At 73.2% G+C, this 22,791-nt stretch carries 23 protein-coding genes; 11 read left to right on the forward strand and 12 right to left on the reverse strand.

Annotated elements, in window-relative coordinates; genetic code table 11:
* Positions 1 to 73: 73 nt before the first annotated feature.
* From ACA514_RS19170 to ACA514_RS19180, 3 genes are all read left to right on the forward strand, one after another.
* Positions 74 to 646, forward strand: coding sequence for an enoyl-CoA hydratase-related protein (locus ACA514_RS19170; protein ID WP_375042532.1), 573 nt, complete (start codon positions 74 to 76; stop codon positions 644 to 646).
* A 123-nt stretch (positions 647 to 769) separates the two neighbouring features.
* A complete protein-coding gene (locus tag ACA514_RS19175) occupies positions 770 to 1,381 on the forward strand; it encodes a TetR/AcrR family transcriptional regulator (protein WP_375042533.1) in 612 nt (203 codons plus the stop codon).
* A gap of 29 nt (positions 1,382 to 1,410) precedes the next feature.
* Positions 1,411 to 1,869, forward strand: a complete 459-nt coding sequence (locus ACA514_RS19180; protein ID WP_375042534.1) for a hypothetical protein — start codon at positions 1,411 to 1,413, stop codon at positions 1,867 to 1,869.
* 37 nt (positions 1,870 to 1,906) lie between these two features.
* Here the strand turns inward: ACA514_RS19180 and ACA514_RS19185 are convergent, their stop codons facing one another.
* The gene (locus ACA514_RS19185; RefSeq protein WP_375042535.1) at positions 1,907 to 2,935 is read right to left on the reverse strand and encodes a hypothetical protein; all 1,029 of its coding nucleotides are present in this window, start codon (positions 2,933 to 2,935) and stop codon (positions 1,907 to 1,909) included.
* An 88-nt stretch (positions 2,936 to 3,023) separates the two neighbouring features.
* Here ACA514_RS19185 and ACA514_RS19190 point away from each other — a divergent pair, with 88 nt between their 5' ends.
* A complete protein-coding gene (locus ACA514_RS19190; RefSeq protein WP_375042536.1) occupies positions 3,024 to 3,899 on the forward strand; it encodes an NAD(P)-dependent oxidoreductase in 876 nt (291 codons plus the stop codon).
* A gap of 62 nt (positions 3,900 to 3,961) precedes the next feature.
* Here ACA514_RS19190 and ACA514_RS19195 read toward each other — a convergent pair whose 3' ends face one another.
* The 3 genes from ACA514_RS19195 to ACA514_RS19205 form a co-directional block, all read right to left on the reverse strand.
* A complete protein-coding gene (locus ACA514_RS19195) occupies positions 3,962 to 4,150 on the reverse strand; it encodes a ferredoxin (RefSeq protein WP_375042537.1) in 189 nt (62 codons plus the stop codon).
* The gene (locus tag ACA514_RS19200; RefSeq protein ID WP_375042538.1) at positions 4,147 to 5,451 is read right to left on the reverse strand and encodes a cytochrome P450; all 1,305 of its coding nucleotides are present in this window, start codon (positions 5,449 to 5,451) and stop codon (positions 4,147 to 4,149) included. The genes ACA514_RS19195 and ACA514_RS19200 overlap by 4 nt, the downstream gene beginning before the upstream one ends.
* 107 nt (positions 5,452 to 5,558) lie before the next feature.
* On the reverse strand, positions 5,559 to 6,329 hold the full coding sequence (locus tag ACA514_RS19205) for an SDR family NAD(P)-dependent oxidoreductase (RefSeq protein WP_375042539.1): 771 nt from the start codon (positions 6,327 to 6,329) through the stop codon (positions 5,559 to 5,561).
* A 148-nt stretch (positions 6,330 to 6,477) separates the two neighbouring features.
* Between ACA514_RS19205 and ACA514_RS19210 the strand changes: the two genes are divergently transcribed.
* A complete protein-coding gene (locus ACA514_RS19210; protein WP_375042540.1) occupies positions 6,478 to 7,962 on the forward strand; it encodes an aldehyde dehydrogenase family protein in 1,485 nt (494 codons plus the stop codon).
* Positions 7,963 to 8,033: 71 nt separating this feature from the next.
* Here ACA514_RS19210 and ACA514_RS19215 read toward each other — a convergent pair whose 3' ends face one another.
* Entirely contained in the window at positions 8,034 to 9,392 is a 1,359-nt protein-coding gene (locus ACA514_RS19215) for a cytochrome P450 (protein ID WP_375042541.1), read from the reverse strand.
* A 224-nt stretch (positions 9,393 to 9,616) separates the two neighbouring features.
* On the opposite strand from ACA514_RS19215, the gene ACA514_RS19220 reads away from it, so the two are divergent.
* The 3 genes from ACA514_RS19220 to ACA514_RS19230 all read left to right on the forward strand — a co-directional run bounded on the left by ACA514_RS19220 (position 9,617) and on the right by ACA514_RS19230 (position 12,455).
* Positions 9,617 to 11,104 (forward strand): aldehyde dehydrogenase family protein, encoded by a 1,488-nt coding sequence (locus ACA514_RS19220; RefSeq protein ID WP_375042542.1) that lies wholly within the window; start codon positions 9,617 to 9,619, stop codon positions 11,102 to 11,104.
* A 75-nt stretch (positions 11,105 to 11,179) separates the two neighbouring features.
* Positions 11,180 to 11,713 carry a DoxX family protein gene (locus ACA514_RS19225; RefSeq protein WP_375042543.1) on the forward strand — a complete coding sequence of 178 codons (534 nt, stop codon included), beginning with the start codon at positions 11,180 to 11,182 and terminating at the stop codon, positions 11,711 to 11,713.
* Positions 11,714 to 11,744: 31 nt separating this feature from the next.
* A complete protein-coding gene (locus tag ACA514_RS19230) occupies positions 11,745 to 12,455 on the forward strand; it encodes an SDR family oxidoreductase (protein WP_375042544.1) in 711 nt (236 codons plus the stop codon).
* Positions 12,456 to 12,476: 21 nt separating this feature from the next.
* Here ACA514_RS19230 and ACA514_RS19235 read toward each other — a convergent pair whose 3' ends face one another.
* The 7 genes from ACA514_RS19235 to ACA514_RS19265 all read right to left on the reverse strand — a co-directional run bounded on the left by ACA514_RS19235 (position 12,477) and on the right by ACA514_RS19265 (position 19,536).
* Positions 12,477 to 13,877 carry an amidohydrolase family protein gene (locus tag ACA514_RS19235; protein ID WP_375042545.1) on the reverse strand — a complete coding sequence of 467 codons (1,401 nt, stop codon included), beginning with the start codon at positions 13,875 to 13,877 and terminating at the stop codon, positions 12,477 to 12,479.
* A 16-nt stretch (positions 13,878 to 13,893) separates the two neighbouring features.
* Complete coding sequence (locus ACA514_RS19240; RefSeq protein WP_375042546.1) at positions 13,894 to 15,120, reverse strand: CoA transferase; 1,227 nt, start codon at positions 15,118 to 15,120, stop codon at positions 13,894 to 13,896.
* Positions 15,121 to 15,168: 48 nt separating this feature from the next.
* Positions 15,169 to 15,927 carry an SDR family NAD(P)-dependent oxidoreductase gene (locus ACA514_RS19245; protein WP_375042547.1) on the reverse strand — a complete coding sequence of 253 codons (759 nt, stop codon included), beginning with the start codon at positions 15,925 to 15,927 and terminating at the stop codon, positions 15,169 to 15,171.
* 10 nt (positions 15,928 to 15,937) lie between these two features.
* Entirely contained in the window at positions 15,938 to 16,855 is a 918-nt protein-coding gene (locus ACA514_RS19250; protein WP_375042642.1) for a PaaX family transcriptional regulator C-terminal domain-containing protein, read from the reverse strand.
* An 89-nt stretch (positions 16,856 to 16,944) separates the two neighbouring features.
* Complete coding sequence (locus tag ACA514_RS19255) at positions 16,945 to 17,289, reverse strand: hypothetical protein (protein ID WP_375042548.1); 345 nt, start codon at positions 17,287 to 17,289, stop codon at positions 16,945 to 16,947.
* Positions 17,289 to 18,602, reverse strand: coding sequence for an aromatic ring-hydroxylating dioxygenase subunit alpha (locus ACA514_RS19260; RefSeq protein WP_375042549.1), 1,314 nt, complete (start codon positions 18,600 to 18,602; stop codon positions 17,289 to 17,291). Before ACA514_RS19260 ends, ACA514_RS19255 begins: the two co-directional genes overlap by 1 nt.
* 79 nt (positions 18,603 to 18,681) lie before the next feature.
* A complete protein-coding gene (locus ACA514_RS19265) occupies positions 18,682 to 19,536 on the reverse strand; it encodes an enoyl-CoA hydratase/isomerase family protein (RefSeq protein WP_375042550.1) in 855 nt (284 codons plus the stop codon).
* Positions 19,537 to 19,613: 77 nt separating this feature from the next.
* On the opposite strand from ACA514_RS19265, the gene ACA514_RS19270 reads away from it, so the two are divergent.
* The 3 genes from ACA514_RS19270 to ACA514_RS19280 are packed head-to-tail and all read left to right on the forward strand — an operon-like array spanning position 19,614 to position 22,775.
* Entirely contained in the window at positions 19,614 to 20,573 is a 960-nt protein-coding gene (locus ACA514_RS19270; protein WP_375042551.1) for a TIGR03621 family F420-dependent LLM class oxidoreductase, read from the forward strand.
* 37 nt (positions 20,574 to 20,610) lie between these two features.
* On the forward strand, positions 20,611 to 21,855 hold the full coding sequence (locus ACA514_RS19275) for a CaiB/BaiF CoA transferase family protein (RefSeq protein ID WP_375042552.1): 1,245 nt from the start codon (positions 20,611 to 20,613) through the stop codon (positions 21,853 to 21,855).
* Positions 21,855 to 22,775 (forward strand): HpcH/HpaI aldolase/citrate lyase family protein, encoded by a 921-nt coding sequence (locus ACA514_RS19280; protein ID WP_375042553.1) that lies wholly within the window; start codon positions 21,855 to 21,857, stop codon positions 22,773 to 22,775. Before ACA514_RS19275 ends, ACA514_RS19280 begins: the two co-directional genes overlap by 1 nt.
* Positions 22,776 to 22,791 lie beyond the last annotated feature (16 nt).

Here is a 22,791-nt window from a genome sequence, read left to right on the forward strand (position 1 = left end):
CCCCCCCGCGGGGCGGGCCGGGGGGGGGGGGGGGGGCCCCCCCCCCCACGCCGATCCGGACGTCCGGGCGATCGTGCTGACCGGTGCGGGGCCGGTGTTCTGCGCCGGGATGGATCTGAAGGCGTTCGCGGAGGGCGGTGACTTCGCGGGCCTGGTCTGGTTCCTCCGCGAGGGCGTCGCCACCCCGGTCGTCGCGGCGCTGAACGGCTCCGCGCTGGCCGGGGGGTTCGAGCTGGTGCTGGCCTGCGACCTGGTGGTCGCGGCCGAGGACGCCGCGCTCGGCGTCCCCGAGGTGAAGCGCGGGCTCTTCGCGGCCGGCGGCGGGACGACGCTGGCGGACCGGATTCCGCTGGCGCTCGCCCTGGAGATGGGACTGACGGGCGACCCCGTCACGGCCGTCCGGGCCCGCGAGATCGGGCTGGTGAACCGGGTCGTCCCGGCCGGACGGGTGCGCGAGGAGGCCCTCGCGCTGGCGGCGCGGATCGCCGCGAACGGCCCGCTGGGCGTCGCGGCGACCAAGAAGCTGATGCGGGAGCGCCGCTGGGGCGACCCGCAGGAGGTCGGGCGGGTGTTCGGCAGCGCGGACGCGATGGAGGGCGCCACGGCCTTCGCCGAGCGGCGGCCGCCGGTCTGGAAGGGCGCGTAGGCGGCGCGTAGGCGGGTGTGGACGGGGTGCGCGGCGCGGGCCGCAGGTTACCGATGGGTGACCCTTGTCACACGCGGGTCAACCAACCTAATGTACTTTCAGTAGGTTGGTGGAGGAGGCCCGGTGACCGATCAGCGGCCGTACGCCGCGCTCCTCGCGAAGGGCGAGGACCGCCGGCAGCGCATCCTGACCGCGGCGCAGCGGCTGCTGCGCACCTATGGATGGCGCGGCATCACGCTGAGCCAGATCGCCCGCGAGGCCGGGGTCAGCCCGGCCGGCCTGCTGCACCACTTCCAGTCCAAGGAGCAACTGCTCCACGCCGCACTCGACGTCCGGGACGCCTACGACGACGCCGCGGGCGACCGGACGAGCGACGACATCGTCGCGCAACTGGCCCAGGTCCCCCGCAGGTTCCGGGAGACCCCCGATCTGATCGGCATGTTCGCCGTCCTGCAGATGGAGAACCTGGACCCCGAGGCGCCCCTGCACGATCGCTTCCTCTTCCGGTACCGGGCGGCGGTGGAGACCATCGCCGGCACCATCCGGCGGGGCCAGCGCTCGGGCCGGTACCGCGCCGACCTGGATCCGGCCGTGAAGGCCGTGGAGATCGCCGCCTTTCTCAATGGGATAGAGGCATCATGGCTGCTCGACCCTTCGATCCCGCTGACCGAGGTCTTCAAGGAGTACACCGGATCGCTCTCCCGGCAGCTCGCGCCGCCACCGGACGGTCCCTGAGGAACCGGCTCCTCGTCGTCACCCCCAGCATGGCCGAGGCGGTCCGCTGCGCGGGAGGCTGGCTGTTCGACCGCGTGACGGCCGGCTGGGACGTCACCGTCCTCACCGCGGACCGCGCCGATCCCCGGCCGCTGCGGATCCTCGGCGCCCGCCCCGCCGACCTGGACTGCGCGCTCGCCTCGCCCGTCCGCGGCCCGCGCCCGCGGGCCATCGCGGTCTGCGCGGGCCTGTACAGGTCGGACCCGCGCGTCCGGCGGATGGTGCTGAGGGCCCTCGACGACCAGGCGGTGGAGGTCACGCTCTGGGACGGCATGTGCCCGGTGGGCGGCGGGCCGGTGGAGTGCCCGGGGGAGGGGGCGTGGCTGCCGCACCGGCTCAGCGCGGCCGCGCGCGCCTTCAAGGCCCAGGCCATGGCGGCCGCCGCCGTTCCCGCCGACGCGGGCGGAGCCACCGAGTTCTTCCGCAGGGGCGAGCCGGCCGGGGTGTGACGGCGGATCCCGCGCGGCGGCGTCCGCCGGGCGGGGGTCAGCCGAGCGCGGCGAGGATGTGGGGCAGGTCCGTCGTCGACCGGATCCCCGGTGCCGCCGCGCACACGGCCGGGACCGCGTTCACCGCGCGGTTGGCGGTGTAGCCGGGCGACACGTCCGCCATCCGCTCGATGGGCACGGGGAACCGCATGTCGATGTCGAGCGGGGCGTCCCCGTCGACCGCGATGTGCCATCCGGTGGCGCGAACGTCCCACTCCGGGTCGAGGTCGGTCGTGCAGTACCAGACGGCGCGGAAGCACAGCACCGCCCGGCCGCCGCGCATGCCGGACACCGTGATCCGCTGGGCGGCCACCGTCCCGGCCGCCAGCTCGCCCGCCGCGATGCGGACCGGACGGCGCGCCGTGGCGATCTCCCCGTCCGCCTCCACCGAGTCGAGCGGCATGGACAGGGCCTCGGCGACCAGGCGCAGCGACGGGCCGAAGCTGACCCGGCCGTGCGAGAGCCGCCGCTGGTCGAACGCCGCGGGCGGCCTGCCGAAGCCCATCACCTCGAAGAGCAGGCCGGGCGAGTCGCGCCGCGAGAGGTCCGCGTACTCGCTGATGGTCAGGCGGTCGAGCCGCCGCTGGATGGACGCCAGCGCCAGCGGGACGGCCTCGCTGATGAAACCGGGGCTGCTCCCGGTGCTGTGAATGGAGGTCTTCCCGCGCTCGCACGCCGCCTCGACCCGTTCACGGACCTCGGGGCGGACGCCGGCGGGGTGGTGGAACTCGCCGCGGGTCGTGACGACGTTCGCGCCGGACTCCAGCAACCGGCACACCTCGTCGACGTCGAGGGCGCGCGGCATGTAGAGGACGCAGTCCGCGCCGAGCGACAGGATCTCGCCGATGTCGCGCGTCGCGGCGACTCCGGTGGTGCCCAGCCCGCAGAGCTCGCCGGCGTCGACCCCCGCCTTGTCCGGCGAGTGGACGTACACGCCCGCGAGGGTCATGCCGGGGTGCTCGATGACGCCCCGCAGAGCGCGGGTGCCGATGTTGCCGGTGGCCCATTGGACGACGCGGTGGTTCATGCGGCCGGCCGGCGGAGTCGCGCACTGGTCATGGGAAGCACTCCATTCTCGATTGTGAGAATGCTAATCTCCATACCAGAGATGGTCAATGCCGCAGCGGGACCGGACCGGCCGCGGCGACCGGTGTTTCCGGGGCGAGGAGGCAGGGATGCGCATCGGGTTCGTCGGCGCCGGACGGATGGGCCGGCCCATGGTGGAGCGGCTCGTCGGGGCCGGCCACGAGGTCAGGGCGCTGGGACGGTCGGCCGCGTCGCGCACGACTCTGGAGGAACTGGGCGCGCGGGCCGTCGGCGGCGCGGCCGACGCCGCCGAGGGCGCCGACGCGGTGCTGGTGTGCGTCTTCAGCGACGAGCAGGTCCGCGACGTCTGCCTCGGCGGCGACCTGCTCTCCGCGATGCCGGGCGGATCCGTGGTCGTCCTGCACACCACCGGGAGCCCGGACACGGCGACGGCCGTCGCCGACCGGGCCGCGGCCCAGGGGGTCGCGGTGGTGGACTGCCCGGTGAGCGGCGGGCCCCACGACATCGCGGCCGGCCGGCTGACCCTCTTCGCGGGCGGCGCCGCCGGCGACGTCGCCAAGGTGCGGCCCGCGCTGGACGCCTACGGCGACCCGGTGATCCATGTGGGCGGGCTGGGGGCCGGGCAGCGCGTGAAGCTGGTCAACAACGCCCTGTTCGCCGCGCACATCGGGCTGCTGGCCCACGCCGTCCGCCTCGCCGGGCAGCTGGGGGTGGACGAGGCCGCCCTGCTCGCCGCGCTCCCGCACGCGAGCAGCGCGAGCCGCGCCCTGGCCGGGGTCGGGGCGCGCGGGTCGGTCGCGGCGTTCGCCGAGGCGGTGAGCGGGTTCCTCGGCAAGGACGTCGACGTCGTCCGGGCGACCGCGAAGGAGTGCGGCGGCGATCTCGGCGCCCTGGAGGCCGCCCTCCAGGCGCTGGACGGCGTGCTGCGGACCGGGACCGCCTGACGGCCTGAGCGCCGGACGGCCCGCAGGACCCGCGACCGCGGACCCTCCAGACCGTCCGGCGCTCAGGCCACGACGATCGCCCGTTCGGGGCACTGGGCGACGGCGGCGCGCACCGCCGTCTCGGACCCGGCGGGGACCTCCGGGGTCAGCACCTCGGAGTACCCGTCGTCGTTGAGGTCGAACACCTCCGGGCAGACCGTGCAGCAGATCCCGTGGCCGCGGCAGCGGTCCTCGTCGATCGTGACCTTCATCGCGCCGTGCCCTTCGCGTTCTCCGCCTTCTCCGCGACCGTGAAGTCCAGGCTCAGGTGCGCCAGCCCCCGCAGGATGTGCGTCGGGAGGTAGCGGTAGCGGCGGTCGCCCGCGGGGCCGTGCCAGCGCTCGGAGACGCGGATGCCGGTCGTCCGGTCGAGGAGCCGCTCGATGCCCACCCGGGCCTCGGCCCGCGCGAGCGGGGCGCCGGGGCAGGTGTGGGGGCCGCGCCCGAACGCGATGTGCCGGCGGGCGTTCTTGCGGGCGGGGTCGAAGGCGGCCGGGTCGTCGAAATGGCGCGGATCCCGGTTCGCGGCGGCGTTCACCAGCATCAGCGTCGTGCCCGCGGGGATCTCGACGCCGCCCACGGTGGTGGAGACGCGGGCCAGCCGGAAGTCGCCCTTGATGGGGCTCTCGACGCGGAGGGTCTCCTCCACGAAGTTGGAGATGCGGTCCGGCTCGGAGCGCAGCCGCTCCTGGAGCCCGGGGTCCTCGGCGATCAGCTTCAACGCCGAGCCGAGCAGCCGGACGGTGGTCTCCTGGCCCGCGGCGAAGACGTTGGACGCGACGCGCACGACGTCTTCGACCTCGGGCGTCGAGCCGTCCGGGAACGTCGCGGTGGCGAGCCCGGTGAGGACGTCGTCGCGGGGCTCGCGGCGGCGGTCCTCGATGTAGGGGACGAAGCGGTCGTACAGGAACTCCAGCGGGCTGTGCGCGAGCGTCTCGTCGCCGGTTCCGCCGATGCCGCCGCCGGAGGCCTGCCGCAGGGTCCGGGCGAAGTCGTCGCGGTCCTGCTCGGGCATGCCGAGGAGGTCGGCGATGACCAGCAGCGTGAACGGGGCCGCGAAGTCGTCGATCGCGTCGCCCTCGCCGCCGTCGAGGAAGTCGTCGAGCACCCGGTCGGCGAGCCGCCACATGGACGCCTCGTTCTCCTTGAGCCGCTTCGGGGTGATCAGCCGCATGAGCAGCGCGCGGTGCGCGGTGTGCAGCGGCGGGTCGAGCGTCGGGAGCTGGTCGCTCAGGGGCAGCTCGTCGCGGTGCCGCTCGATCAGCTCGCTGACGTCGTCCCCTTCGAGCGGGACGGGGAACCCGGGGAACGGGCCGGTCACCGAGACGCACGAGGAGAACGTGTCGGTGTCGTTGTACACCTGGAGCGCCTCGTCGTAGCCGGTCACCATCATCACGTCGTGGTGCGGCTCGCGTTGCACCGGGCACCGGCCGCGCAGGGCCTCGTAGTACGGATAGGGGTCCGCGACGAGCTCGTCGTCCCGGAAGAAGTCAAGGGCCTCGAAATCCTTCACCGGTACCGGTGTCCCTTCGTCCTGGCGCTTTCGATAGAGCAATTCTCATGACTGAGAGGAACATTATCAACGATGGCCCGGCCCGTGCGCGGGCCGGGCCGCCGCGGTCAGGTGTTGCGGCCGCCGTTGACCCCGATCACCTGGCCGGTGATGTACCCGGCGTCCTCCGAGACGAGGAACCCGCAGGCCGCGGCGATGTCCTCGGGGCGGCCGGGGCGCCGCACCGGGGTGCGGTCGGCGTGCTGGCCGACGGTGCCGCCGAGCAGCCCCTTCTCCTCGGACGCGCGCAGCATCGGGGTGTCGACGAACCCGGGCGGGATGGTGTTCACCGTGATCCCGTCCGGGCCGAGCTCCAGCGCGAGCGCCTTGGTGAAGCCGACGAGGCCCGCCTTCGAGGCCACGTAGTGCGTCATGAACTGCTGCCCCGACTGCGCGCTGGAGGAGGAGATGTTCACGATCCGGCCCCAGCCGGCCTCGATCATGTCCGGCACCACGGCCTGGGAGCAGTAGAAGGGGCCGTTGAGGTTCACCGCGATGATCCGGTCCCAGACCTCGTCGGTGATGTGCAGGAACTTCTTGAAGCCCGTCAGGCCGGCGTTGTTGACCAGCACCGTCGGCGGGCCGAACGTGTCGCGGACCCGCCGCACCGCCTCCTGCACCGCCGCGCGGTCGGACACGTCCACGCCCCCGAAGGCGGCCGCCTCGTGCCCCTTGTCCCGCGCCTCGCCGGCCACCCGTTCGGCCGCGCCGGCGTCGAGGTCCAGGACCGCGGTGGCGAACCCGTCCTCGGCCAGCCGGTGCACGATCGCCCGGCCGATGCCCGAGCCGCCGCCGGTGACGATCGCCGTGCGCCGCGCGCTCGCGTTCTGCTCGCTCATCCCAGCCTCACTCATGCCTTTCCCGCTCGCCTGCCGCGCGCGGCGGTCGAGGGCGTGCCGCACGCGGGGAGCATCATCAGCTTCTCATGAGACGGTACATAAGATATCGTTTTTTGAGAATGATATTTCCACCAAGAGGAGGACGCGGATGCCGATCGGGGACGACGCAGGGGCCCGGCTGCTCATCGACGGGCGGCTCGCGGCCTCCGGACGGACCTTCACCTCGTCCGATCCCGCGACCGGCGAGGTCCTCGGCGAGGCCCCGGACGCGACGGTCGCCGACGCCGAGCGGGCCGTCGCGGCGGCCCGCCGGGCGTTCGAGGAGACGGACTGGGCCACCGACCGGGCGCTGCGCGTCCGCTGCCTCGAGCAGTTCCACCGGACGCTCGTCGAGCACCAGGAGGAGCTGCGCGAGCTGCTCATCGCCGAGGCGGGCGCGCCCCGCATGCTCACCCACGCCGCTCAGCTCGACGAACCGCTCGACCTCGTCCGCTACTACGCGGACCTGCTGCGCGAGTACCCCTTCAGCGAGGACCTCGGGGAGGCCGAGTACCAGGGGCAGCGGCACCGCCGCTGGGTCGAGAAGGAGGCCGCCGGGGTCGTCGCCGCGATCACCCCGTACAACTTCCCCGTCCAGCTCGCGCTGGTGAAGCTGGCGCCCGCGCTGGCGGCGGGCTGCACGGTGGTGCTGAAGGGCGCGCCGGACACGCCGCTGGTGACGCTCGCGCTCGGCAGGCTGATCGCCGAGCACACCGACATCCCGGCCGGGGTGGTGAACGTCCTCGTCTCCTCCGCGGTGGAGGTCGGCCAGGCGCTGACCACCCACCCCGAGGTGGACGTGGTCAGCTTCACCGGCTCCTCCGCGACCGGCCGCGCGATCCTCGCCGCGGCCGGCGGCACGATCAAGCGGGTGCGCCTGGAGCTGGGCGGCAAGTCCGCGCTGATCATGCTGGACGACGCCGACGTCCGGACTGTCTCCATGAACGCGGCGTTCGGCATCTGCCTGCACGCCGGCCAGGCCTGCGCGCTGAACTCCCGCCTGCTGGTGCCGCGCCCGCAGCACGACGAGGTCGTGGAGCGGGTCGCGCGCTACCTCGGCAAGGTGTCCTGCGGCGACCCCCGCGACCCGAAGACCTACATGGGGCCGCTGATCAGTGAGCGGCAGCGGGACAAGGTGGACGGGATGGTGCGCCGTGCGGTCGATGCGGGGGCCAAGCTGGTGACCGGCGGTGAGAAGGTCGATCCCGGCTTCTTCTACACGCCGACTCTGTTGAGCGGTGTGGATCCTGACAGTGAGATCGCGCAGGAGGAGGTCTTCGGGCCGGTGTTGGCGGTCATCCCGTATGACGACGATGACGACGCCGTCCGCATCGCCAACAACTCCGCCTACGGCCTCTCCGGCGCCGTGCACGGCGCCGACGGCGAACGCTGCCTCGCCGTCGCGCGACGCATCCGCACGGGGACCTTCAGCGTCAACGGCGGCAACTACTTCTTCTCCGACACCCCGTTCGGCGGCTTCAAGCAGTCGGGCATCGGCCGCGAGAAGGGCGTGCCCGGCCTGGAGGAGTTCCTGGAGACCAAGACCTTCGGGATGGTGGCGCCCGCCGCCGGGCCCGCAGCCTCCCGGGCTTAGCGGAGAGGGGCGCCGCCGCGAAGGGAGGGGCCCGGCCAGACCAGGCCGGGCCCCTCCGTTCGCCGTTCCGGTCAGCGGACGATCTTCGCGGCGGCCTTGCGCCGCGTGACGGGCTCGGCGAGCCGCTGCTCGTCGCAGGCCTTCTGCAGGATCTCCAGGGTCTCCTCGAGCCCGGGGCCGAGCGGCGGGTGCGGGTCGAACGTCGCCGGCAGGTGGCGCATGCCCTGGATGACGCCGATGGTCTCGTAGTGGACGGCGCCCTCCGGGTCGCAGCGGTAGCCGGGCATGCGGTCCAGCACCTGGACGAGCATGCGCTTGAACACGGTGCGCGCGACGTTGGAGCCGATGCAGCGGTGGATGCCGAGGCCGAAGGAGTGGTGCCGGTTGCCCGACCGCTCGAGCTCGATCCGGTCGGGGTCGCTGAACACCGACGGGTCCCGGTTGGCCATCGCCCACGACAGCCAGACGCGCTCGCCCTCCCTGAACCGGGTCCCCGCGATCTCGCAGTCCTCGGAGAAGGTCCGCGCGTCCCCGGGGGCGGGGGTGAAGTAGCGCAGGAACTCCTCGGTGGCCGGGTCCAGGAGCGCGTCGCGCTCGCGGGACAGCCGCGCCCGCTCGTCCGGGTTCTCCGACAGCCACTCCAGCGCGTGCGCGGTCAGCGCCGTCGTGGTGTCGAAGCCGCCGCCGATGACCAGCGCGAGCACCCCCAGCAGCTCCAGGTCGTCCGGATGGCCGCCGTTGATCTCCGCCCGCACCAGCGCGTCGATCATGCCGGGACGCGGGTTCTCGCGGATCGCCGTCATCTCGGCGGCCAGGTCCTTGAACAGGACCGTCTGCTGTTCGCGGACCCGGGCCATCTCCGGTGAGGTCGGCGGCGTGTAGACGGCGGCGTGGGTCGGCTCGCTGTAGATCTCCCACCGCTTCACCGGGACGCCCAGCATCGCCAGCGTGAGCACGGCCGGCACGATGTTGGCCAGGTCGTCCACGAAGTCGATCCGCCCGCTCTCGGACTTCTCGTCCAGGCAGGCGCGCACCACCTCGTCGACGAACGGGATCCAGCGCTGCACGGCGGCGGGGGAGAGGTAGGGGTTCAGGGCCTGCCGGTAGTGGCGCTGCTCGGGCGGGTCCATCTCCAGGAAGCCGCCCCGCACCGGCGGCGGCGGGTCGGCGCTCGGGATGGTGATGCCCTTGTACCCGCGGCGCTCGCCCTTCACGTCGTGGTCGTTCGACAGCTTGTCGGCGGACCGTGCGAGCTCGAACACCTCGGCCGCGCCGGCGGCCACCCAGTGCCCGCCGTAGGTGTCCGACCAGGCGATCGGGCACTTCTGGTGCATCTCCTGGGTGATCGACGTGAACTGGCGGCGGTACTCGGGGGTGTGCCGGTCGAACGGGTAGCGGTGCGTCTTGCGGGCCTCGTCGTCCACGCTCACGACGGCGTCCTCTCTGAGACGGTGGGCGATGCCTGGGTAGAACTTTCTTTTCAATTGCGAGAACAATACTCTCAACTCTTGGGGCTCCGGAAGGGCGGCGGGCGACTTCACGGGCGCTCACCGGGGGCGCGGCCGTGCGGTGCCGGTCGCCGGCCGGGGGCCCTGACGTCTTGAACTTCATGTTCTCCTGCTGGAGAATCAGATTTCCATAACGAGGAGGCGGGATGGCATCGCAGCGACAGGGCGGACCCGGAAGCGGCCGGCCGGACGGCGCGGCGCCGCGCCTGCTGATCGGCGGGCGCCTGGTGGCGGGGGAGCGGACGTACCCCTCGCTCGACCCGGCCACCGGACGGGTCCTCGGCCAGGCCCCGGACGCCACGCCCGCCCAGGCCGAGGCCGCCGTGGCCGCGGCCCGCCGCGCGTTCGACACCACGCAGTGGCCGTCCGACGCCGCGCTGCGCGTCCGGTGCCTGGACCAGCTCCACGAGGTGCTGACCGAGCACAAGGAGGAGCTGCGCGAGCTGACGATCGCCGACACCGGCGCGCCCCGCGTGGTCACCCACGGCGCCGGGCTGGACGAGCCGCTGGGGATCGTCCGCTACTACGCCGACCTGCTGCGGGAGTACTCCTTCACCGAGGAGCTCGGCGAGATCGAGGCCCGGGGGCGGCGGCACCGCCGCTGGGTCGAGAAGGAGGCGGCCGGCGTCGTCGCCGCGATCACCGCGTACAACTACCCCAACCAGCTCGCGCTGGCCAAGCTCGCGCCCGCGCTCGCCGCCGGCTGCACAGTGGTGCTGAAGGGCGCGCCGGACACGCCGCTGGTGACGCTCGCGCTCGCGGAGCTGATCGCCGAGCACACCGACATCCCGGCCGGCGTGGTGAACGTCCTGACCTCCGCCGGGCCGGCGGTCGGCGAGGTCATGACCACCCACCCGGACGTGGACGTGGTCACCTTCACCGGGTCCACCGCCACCGGCCGCAAGATCATGGCGGCGGCGAGCGGTACCGTGAAGCGGGTCTTCCTCGAACTCGGCGGCAAGTCCGCGATGGTCGTGCTGGACGACGCCGACTTCGACCTGGTCGCGATGGCCGCGGCCTTCACCATCTGCTCGCACGCCGGGCAGGGATGCGCCATCACGTCCCGCCTGCTGGTGCCGCGCGCCGATCACGACGCGATCGTCGAGCGGGTCGCCGCCCAGCTCGCCGGCGTCCGCTACGGCGACCCCGCCGACCCCGGGACGTACATGGGGCCGCTGATCAGTGAGCGGCAGCGGGAGAAGGTGGACGGGATGGTGCGCCGTGCGGTCGATGCGGGGGCCAAGCTGGTGACCGGCGGCGAGAAGGTCGATCCCGGCTTCTTCTACACGCCGACTCTGTTGGGCGGTGTGGATCCGGACAGTGAGATCGCGCAGGAGGAGGTCTTCGGGCCGGTGTTGGCGGTCATCCCGTATGACGACGATGACGACGCCGTCCGCATCGCCAACAACTCCGCCTACGGCCTCTCCGGCGCCGTGCAGAGCGCCAGCGATGAACGGGCGATCGCGGTCGCCAGGCGGATCCGCACCGGCACCCTCAGCATCAACGGCGGCAACTACTTCGCCCCGGACGTCCCGTTCGGCGGCTTCAAGCAGTCGGGCGTCGGCCGCGAGATGGGCGTCGCCGGCCTGGAGGAGTTCCTGGAGCGCAAGGCCTTCGCAACCGTGGTCTCCTGATCGGGGAGCATGATCTGTCCAACCGCCGGCCGTGCTTGCCCCGCCGTGCCGGCATCGAGCGAAGGGAACCCCCGCATGGCAGCGGACACCGCCGTCGACATCGCCTCACTCGTCCTCCGCGTGTCCATAGGCGGCACCCTGATCGCGCACGGCTGGAACCACGCGTTCGGCGGCGGGAAGATCGCGGGCACGGCGGGCTGGTTCGAGTCCATGGGCCTGCGCCCGGGCCGGCTGCACGCCCTGATGGCGACCGGCACCGAACTCGGCGCCGGCGTCCTGCTGCTGCTCGGGCTGCTCACCCCGCTCGCCGCCGCCGGGGCGGTCGGCACGATGGCGGTCGCCCTCATCACCGCCCACCTGCGCAACGGCTTCTTCATCTTCCGGCCCGGCCAGGGCTACGAGTACGTCGTCATGATCATCATGGTGGCCTGCGGGCTCGGCGCCCTGGGCGGCGGGACCGTGTCGCTCGACCGCGCCCTCGGGATCGCCGGCGACCTGTCCGGCTGGACGGGCCTCGCCGTCACCGCGCTCGCGGGCGGTATCGGCGCCGCGCTCCTGCTGGCCGCCTTCTGGCGCCCCGCCCGCAAGCCGGAGGAACAGGGCGGCTGAGGCGTCTCCCGACCGACGAACAAGGAGGACCATGACGAGCGAGAGCGCCGTCATCACCGGCGCGGCGGGCGGTATCGGCGCGGCGGTCGCCCGGCGGCTCGCCGCGTCCGGCGCCCGCTGCGTGCTCGTGGACCGCAACCCGGCGGTGGAGGACGTCGCCGCCTCGGTCGGCGGCGTCGCGGTGGTCGGCGACCTGACCGATCCCGAGCTGTCCGCGCGGGCGGTGGGGTCCGCGGGCGGCCGCCTGGACCTGCTCGTCCTCAACGCGGGCACCAACTCCGCCGACAAGGACCCCGGCACGCTCGACCTCGGCCGCTACCAGGCGGTCGTCGGCGTCAACCAGCACTCCGTCGTCTACGGGCTGCGCGCGGCGCTTCCCGTCATGCGCGGGAACGGCGGCGGCTCGATCGTGGTCACCGCCTCGCTCGCCGCCCTCCACGGCGTCGAGCAGGACCCGATCTACACGATGACCAAGCACGCCGTCATCGGCCTGGTCCGAGCCTTGTCCGGCCCGCTGGCGCGGGAGGGGATCCGGCTCGGCGCCGTCTGCCCGGGGCTCGTCGACACGCCTCTCGTCGCGGGAGCCCGCGACCGGTTCCAGGCGGCGGGCATCCCGATGCTCTCCGCCGACGAGGTCGCCACCGCCGTCGTGGACGTCCTCCGCGACGGTGAGCCCGGCACCGAACTGGTCCTGCGCCCGGGCCGGCCGCCCGCCCGCTACCTGTCGGCTCCGCTGCCCTGACCCCTGCCGACCGCCGGGACGTCACTCCTCGTCGTCGTCGTCGCCGCCGCCGGCGACGACGGTGCGGCGGACGGCGCCCGCGTCCGGACTGCGCAGCGCCTCCGCGAGCGGGACGTGGAGCAGGACGAGGTCGGCCACGGCCCCCGGGCGGACGCGCCGGACGCGCCCGCCCGGATCGCCGGGCGGCGACAGATAGGACCGCAGTGCCGCGCGCGCCGAGATCGCCTCGCCCGCGCCGACGATCGCCCCGGACCGGGTGCGGCGGCGCACAGCGGCGCCGATGACCGTCCAGGGGTCGAGGGGACCGTAGGGCGCGTCGCTCGACAGCCCCACCGGCACGCCGGCGTCGGCCAGGCGCCGGCAGCGGTACAGGTCGTCGTGCTCGCCCGCCGGGACGTCCCGCACGTAGTCGTCGCCGCGGTCGGCGATGAAGCCGGGTTGCGTGACCACGCGCAGGCCGAGGCGTGCCAGCTCACCGATCGTCTCGGCCGGGACGAGGGCGGCGTGCTCGATCCGGTCGCCGTCGCGGACCCCGGCCGTGCCGAGCGCGGCGAGCAGGAGCAGCAGCGCCTCGCGGGTGACGCAGTGCACGGCCACGGCGCGTCCCCGCTCGTGGGCCTGCCGGATGCGGCCGCTCAGGTCGTCCAGCGACGGCAGCCCCGAGTCGGCCAGGACGATCTTGTACGGGCCGGTGGTCACCCTCGGATGGACGGGGTCCCGGGCGTCCAGGGGCATGCCCAGCAGATGGACGCGTTGCCGAAGCGCTCCCCGCTCGAACGCGGCGATCGTACCGGCGGCGAGATCGGGGGTGGCGTCGGTGACGCCGGTGATGCCGTAGCGCGCCAGCTCGGCTCCGATGGCGCCCAGGTCCGGAGGGCGGGCGGCCGGGAGGCGGGTGCGGAGCCAGTCGTCGGCTCGCCACAGCCGGCCGGTGGGGGAGCCGTTCGCGTCGCGCTCGATGCCGGGGTGGTGGCCCGAGGCCAGGCCCGCCGCGCGTGCCGCGGCGGAGTTGAGCATCCAGAGCGCGCCGCTGCGGTGCTGGATCCGCACGGGCACATCGGCGCGCAGCGCGTCGAGCCCGGCCGCGTCCAGGTCGTCGGCGACGCTCTCGGAGTAGCCGACGCCGCGCACCCACCCGCGCTCGTCGGGCACCGCCGCATGCAGCGCCGCCGCCAGCGCGTCCCGTCCCTCGACCTCCGGAGGCCCGCATCGGACGGACCGCCTCGACGCCCACATGGCGTGCAGATGCACGTGGTGATCCCACAGGCCGGGGAGAAGCGCGCCGCCCCGGCACTCGACCACCTCGTCCCGGCGGCCGGGCGTCAGGTGCGGGCCGGCCTCGGTGATCCGCCCGCCCGCGACGCGGACGTGCGTCCGCTCGCGCCCGGCGATCTCGGCATCGCGGAACAGGAGCCCGCTCACGGCCGCGTCCATTGCTTCACGGGAGAGGAACTCCCAGCTCACGCAGGACGCCCGCCGTGTCGGCGCCCATGGCCGGGGCGTCCCCGTCCGGCTCGCGCCGGTGGGGAGCGGCAACGGGAGCGAGACCGGAGCCGGTGTCGACGGCCCAGCCGTCGCCATGGCGGAGGGCGGGGAGGCTGGGGACCGGCGGGCCCGGATCGAGGGTCGCCGCGACGACGCCGGACATCGGCACCTCCCAGAGGACACCGCCTCCCGGTGGCGCGGTGGCGGCCAGCACCGCGGCGGTGAGCCCGGTCAGCGGGTCGGCGATCGCATCGCCGCAGAACAGCGGGGACATGTCGGCATCCCGGCAGACCAGTCCCGCGCCTGCCGCCACATCGTCACCGAAGCCGACGCGGTCGGACGCGCGGCCGTCCGCGGTGATCGAGACCCACGTCGTCCCGGCGGCGACGGCGGCCCCGGCGTCCAGCCCGAAGCGGGCGAGGGCGCGCGGGCGGGACGCTTCGATGACGATGTCGGCCGCCTCCACCAGCGCCGCCATCGCCCGGCGGCCCGCCGTCGTCGCGGGGTCCAGCACGACGGAGCGGTGCCCGGCGTGCAGGAGCCGATAGAAACCGGGATCGCCGCGGCGCGCGCCGTCCGGTCGCGACGGCGTCTCGACCTTGACGACGCGGGCGCCCGCGAGGCCGAGCAGATGCGCGCACAGCGGGCCCGCCCACAGCGCGCTGAAGTCGACCACCAGCGCGTCCTTGACCGGACGAGCCGCCGCGGGCACTGGAACCGGGGCGCCGGAGGACGGTGCACCGACCGGCCCGGCGGCGACGCCGAGGAGCCCGGCGCGCTCGGCCAGTTCGGCGCCGGTGTGGTCGCGCAGCCAGGACCCGACCGCGGGCCACGGGTCGTCGCCGACGTCCGCGCAGGCCAGCGCGCCGAGGAGGGCCGGGTCGTCCGGGCGGGCGCAGGACACGGCCGCCCAGCCGTCCGCCATCGGCAGCAGCCGGCAGGCGCCGCCAGGCGACACGCGCCCGCGCCGCCGGTGCCCGGTGAAGGCGGCGCGCTCGGACAGCAGGCGCGCCCCGTCCAGGCGGGGCGCACCCGTCATGCCGGCGAACCGCTCGGCCAGGTTCCGGGCCACCGCGGCGGCCCGGCCGGGCGGCAGCAGCGGCGGCCCGTCCGAGCGGCCCGACAGGACCACCGCGCCGCTCGCCGCCCACGCCGATGCCGCATCCCTGCTCGGTGGCATGGGTCCCATGTTCCCGTAGGGCGTGAACGTGTCGAGAATCGGCCCCTGTCAGCGGGCGACGTAGCCGCCGTCCACCGGAAGGGCGGTGCCGGTGACGAAGGACGCCTCGTCGCTGGCGAGGAACAGCGCCGCGGCGGCGAGTTCCGACGGCAGCCCCCAGCGGTTCATCGGCTGGATGCGCATCGGCATGTCAGGCGGCGGCGACGGGTTCTGCTCCGAGGCGCCGGCGAGGCCGGTCCACGTCATGCCCGGGCAGATGGCGTTGACCCGCACGCCCTGCTCGGCGTAGTCGAGCGCGGCGCTCTTGGTCATCTGGACGACGCCGCCCTTGGCCGCGGCGTACACCGAGTGCGCCTTCCAGCCGACGAGGCCGGCGGAGGACGCGGTGTTGACGACGGAGCCGCCACCCGCGCGCAGCATGGCGGCGATCCCGTACTTCATGCCGAGGAAGACGCCCTTGAGGTTCACCGCGATGACGTCGTCGAAGGTGCTCTCGTCCTGTTCGACGATGGGTTTGCGGGGGCCGCCGAAGCCGGCGTTGTTGCACAGGACGTCGAGCCGCCCGAAACGCCGCTCGGCGGTCTCGATCATGGCCTGGACGTCGGCCGCGACGGAGACGTCCGCGTGGACCGCCACGGCCGCCTCACCGATGTGCGCGGCGGTGCCGTCCTGCTCTCCGCTGCGGTCGGCGCAGACCACCTTCGCGCCGTGCTCGGCGAACAGGACGGCGATGGACCGTCCGATCCCCGAGCCTGCGCCGGTGATCACGGCGACCTTGCCGGCGAGCCGTTCTCCACTGACTGTCATGTCTGCTTCCTCAGGATCCGGGCGGCGGCGCGCTGGTCGTGGTGCGGTGCCGTGTCAGCCGGGCGAGCGCCGGGTCGTGCCTGGCGATGATCTGCCGGACGCGCGCCTCCGCCAGCGGCCCGAGCCCGTCGTAGACCCCGGCGAAGAGCCCGCGCGCCCGCCGGCCCGGCCACGGGTCGGGGAGCAGCCCCTCCGGCAGTTCGGGATCGAGGCTCACCAGTTCCCGCCAGGCGTCCTTGACGTTGGTCCGGGCGACGAGCGCTTCCGCCGTTCCGACCTGCCCGTGCTCGACGCGGCGGAGCAGCGGCTCGTGCTCGGCGATGAACGCCTCGTACCGCGCGGCGATCGCGCCGACGTCCCACGCGGCGAGCGGGTCGCCGGGCCCCGCCGCGTACGTGACCTCGGCGCGCAGGACGGTCGCGTGCTCCACCGCCAGGCTTTCTAGCAGTTCGACGGTCTGGTCGCGGTCCGCGTGGGGCGACACCCACACGCTGTCGTACAGGGGGGCGTAGCCGAGCCAGCGCAGGCGCGTCCGGATGACGTACCGCAGGTCGCGCTGCTCGTCGGGGACCGAGAACAGCACGGTCGTCCACGAGCCGTCCCACATCCGGTCCCCGGCGCGGAACTCCACGACCCGCCGCTGGGTCTGCTCCAGCGCGCGGGACGCGGCCGGCGTCATCCGGTAGAACGTCCGCCGGCCGATCTTCGTCGCCTGGAGGAGGTCGCGCCGGGCGAGCCGCGCGATCGCCGCGCGGGCGCTGGCCTGCGTGTTGGCGAACTCGGTGAGCAGCTCGACCAGCGCGGCCGACGGCAGGTACTCCTCGGTGCCGAACCAGTGGTCGGTGAACAGCCCGAGGACCAGGTGCTGCGGGTTCGGCCCGACCTGGACGCGCGGGAAGTCGACGTCGGGCTCCACGTAGGCGTCCATCACGTCCGGAAGGCTATCCGCGGCACCGCCGCCGGGACGTTCGCGTCCCGCCGCGACCATCGGGTGTCGCGAGCGCCGCACCTTCCCGTTCACACGGCCGGTTCGGCGGTCGTGTTGAAGAACGCGGCGCCGGAGTCGGGGATGCGGGGCTGGTTGAACACGTTGACCGCGTAGGAGACGATGATCATCGAGTACATCAGCCGCAGCAGCCGCGTCGCGTCGTCGGGGAGGTCGTTGAGGTCGAGTCCGTTGAGGTACTCGATGGCCTCTTCGGCGCGGGGGGCGATGGCGTCGTAGAAGGCGGCCAGCTCGTCGAAGGTCTTCGACAGGCGCATGTCGTAGCGTTCCTGCCGGGTGGGGCGGGCCCAGTCGGCGACCCACGGCTCCAGTTCGGCGAACCGGGCGGGCAGGCCGGTCGCGGTGGTGGTCGACATCAGCGCTCCTTGTCAGTGTCGCGGTCGGTGTCGCGGGCCTGGTGCGCGGCGACGGTGTCGCGGACGGTCTTGTGGAACCTGCGGATGAGCAGTTCCTGGTCGGACAGGTGGAACCGCTGGTTGGCGCGGGTCGACAGGCCCTGCTGGGTGGCCTCGATGGTGTTGACGTCCTGCATCGCGAACTCGATCGTGCTGTCGACGATGAGCTCCTGCGCCAGCCGCTCCTGGGCGTTCTCCGGCGGGACGAAGTACAGGTCGATGTCGTAGGTGTGCTTGTCCACCGACTCGGGCCAGTAGGTGTAGGTGATGTAGAAGCCGCGCGCCCAGATCTGGACCGACAGGTTCGGGAACAGCCAGAACTGGTCGTTGCCCCAGGACTTGATCTTCCCCTTGTTGAGGAAGCCGGGGAGCGGGCCGAGGTCGGGGACGTCGTCGGGGCCGAACAGCCCGGCCCGGAACAGCTTGTACACCCAGATCTGGTCGCGGTCGGCGGGGCCGGCGGTGCCGGGTTCGCGCGGGGGGAGCGGGGGCGGCCCGGGCACCGAGGTGAGCATGTGCGGGGTGAACAGGTCGTAGTGGTAGGCGTCGACCGGCGGGACGAGCTTCTCGGCCTTGGCGGTGTCCTTGGCGATGAAGCGGGCGTGGACGTACGGCGGGTGGTACCACTCGCAGACCGAGTCGACCGCGAGTTTCCAGTTGCCGCGGATCGGCGCCGAGAAGCCGTAGTGCTGGGTCATCTTGTGGAACGGGTAGGCCTCGAGTTCCAGGAGGCGGTCGCCCAGGTACGTGCGCAGGGGGACGGGATCGTCGGCGAGGTTGACGAAGATGAACCCGGCGAACTCCTCGCAGTGCACCGGCGGCATCCGCAGGGAGTCCTTGTCCAGGCCGAAGAACTCCTGCTCGTTGGTGACGTGGGTGACGCGGCCGTCCAGGCCGTACCGCCAGCCGTGGTACTTGCAGGCGAACTCCCGGCACGAGCCCTTGGACTCCTCCTGCGGGTGCTCCTGCCAGACGACCTTGTTGCCGCGGTGGGCGCACACGTTGTGGAAGGCGTTGACCGTCCCGTCGCGGCGGCGGGCGATGACGATCGACGCCAGCCCATGCAGTTCGCGGGTGAAGAACGTTCCGGGCCGGGGCAGGCGCTCGGACCTGCCGACGTACAGCCAGGACCGCTTGAACACCGCCTCCCGCTCCGCCGCGAAGAACTCCGGCGAGATCGAGTCCTCGTAGTCCACCGGCCCTGTGCCGAGGTCGGGGTAGTCCGGGGTGAACTTGCCCCTCCCCGTGGCCAGGCGCTGCTGCAACTCCGTCATGACCCGTCTCCTTGCCGTCGCGTGGTCGCAATGACCATCAGTTTCTCTATCGAGCGAAACATTGCTGTCTTCTTTTGGGTCACGACCACGGCTTGTCGTTCCAGGCGCGGTCCAGCGGCTCCATGCCGCCGCCGAAGGGGAAGAACTCCTGCTGCGCGTAGGTCTCGCGCGCCAGCCCGTGGCCGAGTTCCTCCAGGTAGGCGCGCTTGAGATTCTGGGTGAACAGCTGCCGCGTGTAGCGCAGCACCATCGGCGGGCGCTTGACCAGCTCCCGGGCGAGCTCCCAGGCCCGGTCGAGGACCTGGTCCTTGGGCAGGACCTCGTTGACGGCCCCCCACTCCTGCGCCTCCCGCGCGGACAGCTTCTTGCCGGTGAGCAGGAAGTAGCGGGCCCGGTTGTGCCCGACCAGGAAGCTCCAGATCACATGCTGGCCGTCGCCCGGCACCTGGCCGCGCGGGAAGTGCGAGACGTCCTGGAAGTAGGCGTCGTCGGAGGCCAGGACGATGTCGCCCATCAGCGGGACCTCGGAGTGGATGTTGCACGGGCCGTTGACCACGCTGATCATCGGCACGTCCACCTCGAGGACGTTCTGCTGGAGCTGCCGGTTGTACCAGGCCTTCTCGTCCAGCTTGTGGAGCCCCCGGAGACCGGGCATGGCGTCGTAGACCGGCGGGTCGGGCAGGGTGCCGTCGGGCATCAGGCCCCAGTCGGCGTTGTAGTTCTCGCCGGTGCCGGTGTGGATGAGCAGCTTGATCTCGCGGTCGCCGGCGATGTCGGCGAAGGCGTCGGCCATGTCGTCGTGCGACTTCCAGTCCCACACCAGGCTGCCGCCGCCGGTGTGGCACCGCATGAGCAGGATGCCGTCCTCGCTCAGCTCGAAGTCGTAGTTGGGATACCGGTCCTTGTAGTCCTCGTATCTCGTGCGCTTGACCATCGGCCGTCCCTTCGTCCGCGGCGGGCGTCCGCCGGGAGCTCTGTTGTGCGACAGAGTTTTGGCGTACGGTCCTAAATATGCATCCTTTTCGGTTCGCCGTCCAGGCGACGAAGGCGACGACGGGAGCCCAGTGGCGTGACCTCGCCCGCAAGGTCGAGGACCTCGGCTACGCCACGCTGTTCGTCGCCGACCACTACCTGGGGCCGGGCCCGGCGGCCCGGGAGTCGCGGCTGCCGCCGCAGCACCTCGCGCCGGTCGCCGCCATGGCGACGGCCGCCGCGGTGACGCGGACGCTCCGGGTCGGCTGCCGCGTGTTCTGCGTCGACTACCACGTGCCGGCCGTGCTCGCGAAGGAGGCGGCGACCCTCGACCTGCTGTCCGACGGCAGGCTCGAGTTCGGGATCGGCGCCGGATGGAGCGAGCGCGAGTACCGGGCGATGGGGCTCGGCTTCGCGCCCCCCGCCCGCCGCGTCGACAAGCTGGAAGACGTCGTCGCCCTGCTCAAAGCGCACTGGAGCGGCGAGCCGCTGGACCACCGGGGCCCGTTCGCGACCGCGACCGGGTACGCGGGCCTGCCGCTGCCCGCCCAGCGGCCCGGCCCGCCGATCATGATCGGCGGCGCCCGCAAGCGCGTGCTGTCCCTCGCCGCCCGCGAGGCCGACATCGTGAGCATCAACAACGTGCCGTTCGACGCGGTGAACGATGCCGGCCGCACACCCGCGCAGGAGGCGGCGCACCGGTTCGCGATCGTCCGCGACGCGGCGGGGGAGCGACTGTCCGATCTGGAGATCGAGAGTTCGCCGTTCTTCACCGAGATCACCGACGACGCGGCCGGCGCCGTCGCCCGCGTCGCGAAGCTCATGGGCGTGCCGCCGGACGGGCTCCCCGACCACCCCAACGTGCTGGCCGGATCCCTGGACGAGGTGGCCGACCGGCTTCAACAGCGCCGCGAGGTGTTCGGCGCGAACTACATCACCGTCCAGCAGCGGGAGATGGAACGCTTCGCGCCCATCGTGGCCCGGCTCGCGGGACGCTAGCGGATCGGCCGCGGCCGGTAGGGACGGAGGACACCACGTGGTCGAGCAGGAGAGAGCAGCCACCGGCGCGAACCGGGCCGCGTCCGGGACGCGCGGACCGCTGCACGGACTGCGCGTGATCGAGGCGGCCACCCTCGCGGCGGGCCCGACGGTCGCCACGACGCTCGGCGAGTTCGGGGCGGAAGTGATCAAAGTCGAGCCGCCGGGCGCCGGAGACCCGATGCGAACCTGGGGGGACCGCCGGGACGGCATCGGCCTGGTCTGGAAGAGCATCAGCCGCAACAAGAAGTGCGTGACCCTCGACCTGCGCGAGCCCGCCGGTCAACGCCTGCTCCATCGGCTGCTGGACGTCGCCGACGTGCTCGTGGTCGGCAACCGGCCGAGCGCCCTGGCGCGCTGGGGCCTCGACTTCGACTCGGTGCACGCCGCGCACCCGCACATCGTCGTCGCGCACATCACCGGCTACGGGCGCGGCGGCCCCAAGAGCGACCGGCCGGGCTACGGGACGCTCGCCGAGGCGATGAGCGGCTTCGCCCAGGTCACCGGTGAGGAGGACGGCCCGCCGACCCTCCCGCCGTTCATGCTGGCCGACGGCATCGCCGGCCTCACCGCCGCCTACGCGGTGATGATGGCGCTCTACCACCGCGACGTCCACGGCGCGGCGGGCCAGCTCGTGGACGTCAGCCTCCTCGAACCGCTCGCGCGGCTGATCGAATCGTCGACGCTGGCCTACGACCAGCTCGGGATCGTCAAGGGCAGGACGGGCAACCGGCTCGACGCGAGCGCCCCGCGCAACGCCTACCGCACCCGCGACGGCAGGTGGCTGGCGATCTCCAGCGCGTCGCCGAGCATCGCCGTGCGCGTCTTCCGCGCCATCGACCGCCCCGACCTGGCCGAGCACCCCGACTACACCGATCCCGTCCGGCGCCAGGAGCGGGCCGTCGAAGTCGACGGCCTGGTGGCCGCCTGGATCGCCCAGCGGAGCCTCGACGAGGCGATGGCGGTGTTCGAAGCCGCCGAGGTGACCGCCGCGCCCGTCTACGACGCGCCCGCTCTGCTGGCCGACGAGCATCTGCGGGCCCGTGGCACGTTCCAGCCAATGGACGATCCCGACCTCGGCCTCATGCGGGTGCAGGCGCCGGTGCCCCGGCTCAGCGGCACGCCGGGCCGCGTCGAGCACCTGGGCCGCCCCCTCGGCGCCGACAACGACCACGTGTACCGGGACCTGCTCGGACTCGCCCCCGCCGGGATCGAGGACCTGCGCGAACAAGGAGTCATCTGATGCCCGAGCCGAGAATCCGCCGCTCGGAGCTGGCGACGCCGGCCAGCGACGAGCACATGTGCCGGAAGGCGGCGCGCTCAGGCGCCGACCTGGTCTTCCTCGACCTGGAGGACGCCTGCGCCCCCGCCGCGAAGGAGCGGGCGCGCGGCATCGCCGTCGCCGCGCTGACCGGGCTGGACTGGGGCCGCACGGTGCGCGCCGTCCGCGTCAACGGCCTGGACACCCGCTGGTGCCACGACGACGTCATCGAGGTCGTCACCGGGGCGCGCGACGCGCTCGACGTGATCATCCTGCCCAAGGCGCGCACCGCCCGCGACGTCTGGTGGCTCGACGTCCTGCTCACCCAGCTCGAGGACAAGCTCGGCCTGGGAAGGCGGATCGGCATCGAGGTGCTCATCGAGGAGGCCGAAGGACTGGCGAACGCCGTCGAGATCGCCCGGGCGAGCGACCGGCTGGAGGCGGTCATCTTCGGCGCCGGAGACCTGTCCGCCTCGCTGCGCGCCCGGGTCGACGGCAACTTCGACCCCCTCGGCGACTACCCCGGCGACTTCTGGCACCACGCCCGCGCCCAGGTCCTGACCGCCGCCCGCGCCGCCGGCATCGACGCCATCGACGCGCCCTACCCCGCGTACCAGGACCCCGACGGCTACCGCAGGGCCGCCGGCCACGCCGCGCTGCTCGGCTTCGACGGCAAATGGGCCATCCACCCGTCCCAGATAGCGATGGCCCACGAGGTCTTCACCCCGACCGCCGAAGAGATCGCACAGGCCAAGGCGGCCATGCAGGACTACCAGAGCGCCGCCGCCGGCGGTACGGGAGCCATCGGCCGCGACGGACGCCTGGTCGACGCCGCCCACATGCGCCACGCCGGCAACGTCCTCCGCAAGGCCGCCCTCGCGACGTCCCCGCTCCCGACTTAGCCCGATGGGGCGCCGC

Origin of the sequence: Actinomadura sp. NTSP31 (genome assembly GCF_041951385.1) — a bacterium.
GTDB lineage: Bacteria > Actinomycetota > Actinomycetes > Streptosporangiales > Streptosporangiaceae > Spirillospora > Spirillospora napierensis.